General features: G+C 66.3%; 2 protein-coding genes. One reads left to right on the top strand and one right to left on the bottom strand.

Annotated features, from left to right (window positions below; genetic code table 11):
• Positions 1 to 1,349: O-antigen ligase family protein (locus VFV09_10415; GenBank protein HEU4868128.1), on the bottom strand; the 1,349-nt coding region annotated here is incomplete at its 3' end.
• 162 nt (positions 1,350 to 1,511) lie between these two features.
• Here VFV09_10415 and VFV09_10410 point away from each other — a divergent pair.
• Positions 1,512 to 2,217, top strand: a 706-nt coding sequence (locus VFV09_10410) for a glycosyltransferase family 4 protein (GenBank protein HEU4868127.1), incomplete at its 3' end; no start/stop codon positions are given.

Below are 2,217 nucleotides of genomic sequence, written 5' to 3'. Positions count from 1 at the left end.
ACACAGGAAGCCGCAGCGGCAAATGTTAAGAAATACCAAAGGTTCACAACGTTGGTGATCACGTTGGCAACGAGACTCACCGAGATGAACGACACGACACAACCTGCAAAGCCTACCGCCACGCCGCGCCGAATGGACTTTTCTCGGCGATTCGCTGCGGTAGCGGTTACTGCAAGATAGGCCACCCTCGCCATCGCCGCCAGGCTGAGCAGGTAGGCGGCCAGTCCGAGCATGCCGGTCTCGACGAAGGCCCGCAGGACGTCGTTGTGCGGCTGCTTCTGGGCCTCCGTGATGCGGTGGGTCTGCCCGAGGCCGATGCCCCAGACCGGGCTGCGCCGCGCAAGCGTGACCACCTCGCCCCAGTAGTCCAGCCGCCATTGGAGCGAGTTGCCGTTGTGGGTCGTGCCCTCCGAGGCCTCGGCCAGCTGGGAGAAGCGGGAGCCAAGCTGGGGGATCAGCGCCAGCGCAAGCACGGAGGCCAGCACCAGCCCGAGGATCAGCTTTTTGCTCTGGAGCAACCCGACCACGAGCAGCCCCAGGCCGGCGCCGATGATCGCACTCCGGGTGTAGGTGAGAGGCAGGCACACGGCGCAGCCGGCCAGGATGCCGGTCATCCACCTCTTGAGGGGCGGCTCCAGGTGCGGCCAGAGCGCTACTCCGAAGACCGAAAGGAGCATCAGGTACCGGCCGAAGGTGTTGGACTGGTTGAAGGGGCCCATGATCCTGAGGAACCCGCCTTTCCCTTCGTTCCTGGGGTTGCCGGTGAGGAATCCGAACGCGGTGAAAGCCAGCGGGAACAGTGCCGAGGCGTAAACCGCCATCAGGCCCCGGTGCAAAAGGACCGGGTTGCTCATCAATTGCTCCAGCACCACGAACATGACGACGGCGGTGAGGACCCTGGACAGCTCGATCGCACTGGGGAGCATGTCCCGCGACGACACGAGGCTAAGACCACAGGCAGCGATGAAGACAACCAGCGCTTGGGTCAGGGGGGAGGGCCGTTCGACGGTCCGGGCACGGTACTGGGCGGCCAGCCAGAAGGTCGCCAGGACGATGAACTGAATTCCGAGAAGGCCGGCCGGGTCGATTGCCCGGGCAAGGCCGCCCCCGCCACGGGACCCCGAGAGTTTCGCCAGGTCGAGGCTAGCCCGCGCCGCCAGCAGAACCAAGACGTAGGCATCGAACCGGGTGATCGCCAGGAGGCCGAGCGCCAGGGCCAGCGCCAGCGCCAGCGGCAGGACGAATGCCAGCTTGTTCTGGCCGGCCATTCCGCTGATGGCGGCCAGGCCCGAGGCGCCGGCCACCAGGCAGAACGTGATGATGTCGCCGGTCCGTTTGTTGAAGGGCATCGAGTGGGCACCGCGGCGGGAGTTTGACGCCCGCGGGCTATCCAGTGGGCCGGCCATGCGCCATGTTAGCCTAACCCTCCGCGTGGCGGCCCTGGAGGCCACCCCCGGACACTTGACGCCCAAAACGGGCGGCTTTAGTTGGAACGCTGGAAGATTCGGGCGGTGCGCAAAATCAGAGTGGCCATGATCGGCCAGCGCGGGTTGCCTGCAACCTTCGGTGGCATTGAGCACCATGTGGAGGAACTCGGGAGCCGTCTGGCGGCCATGGGTCACGAGGTCACGGTTTTTTGCCGGTCGAACTACTCCGCGAAGTCTCTTTCCGAGTACCGGGGTATGAGCCTGCGGCACTCCCTTACGGTCGGCACAAAGCACCTCGACGCCATCGCCCACAGTGCATCGTCCACCCTTTCGGCCGTGGCAGGCCGGTTCGACATCGTGCACTACCACGGTCTCGGCCCCGGCCTTCTGGCGCCCCTGCCGCGCTACCTCTCGGGGGCCAAGGTCGTCCAGACGGTGCACGGGATGGACAACCTGAGGGCGAAGTGGGGGAGGGGGGCCCGGGCGGTGCTCGACGCTGCGGCCTGGTCCAGCGCCCACGTACCCGACCGAACCATCGTCGTGTCGCAGAGCCTGGCCGACCACTACCGGGAGCTGGGCAGGGGGACGACCTGCATCGTGAACGGCGTCGCGGCCCGGGACGACGTCCCGGCCGGCGAGATCACCGAACGGTGGGGGCTCCGCCGGGACGGGTACCTGCTTTTCGTCGGCAGGCTGGTTCCCGAGAAGCGCCCCGACCAGCTCATCAGGTGCTTCGGCAAGGTCTCCTCCGAGGTGAAGCTCGTCATCGTCGGAGGGTCGAGTTTTACGA

It is taken from the genome of Actinomycetota bacterium (assembly GCA_035759705.1).
Taxonomy (GTDB): domain Bacteria; phylum Actinomycetota; class CADDZG01; order JAHWKV01; family JAHWKV01; genus JAJCYE01.
The sequence above is the reverse complement of the archived record's forward strand: the minus strand, read 5'-3'. Positions and strand labels throughout refer to the sequence as shown.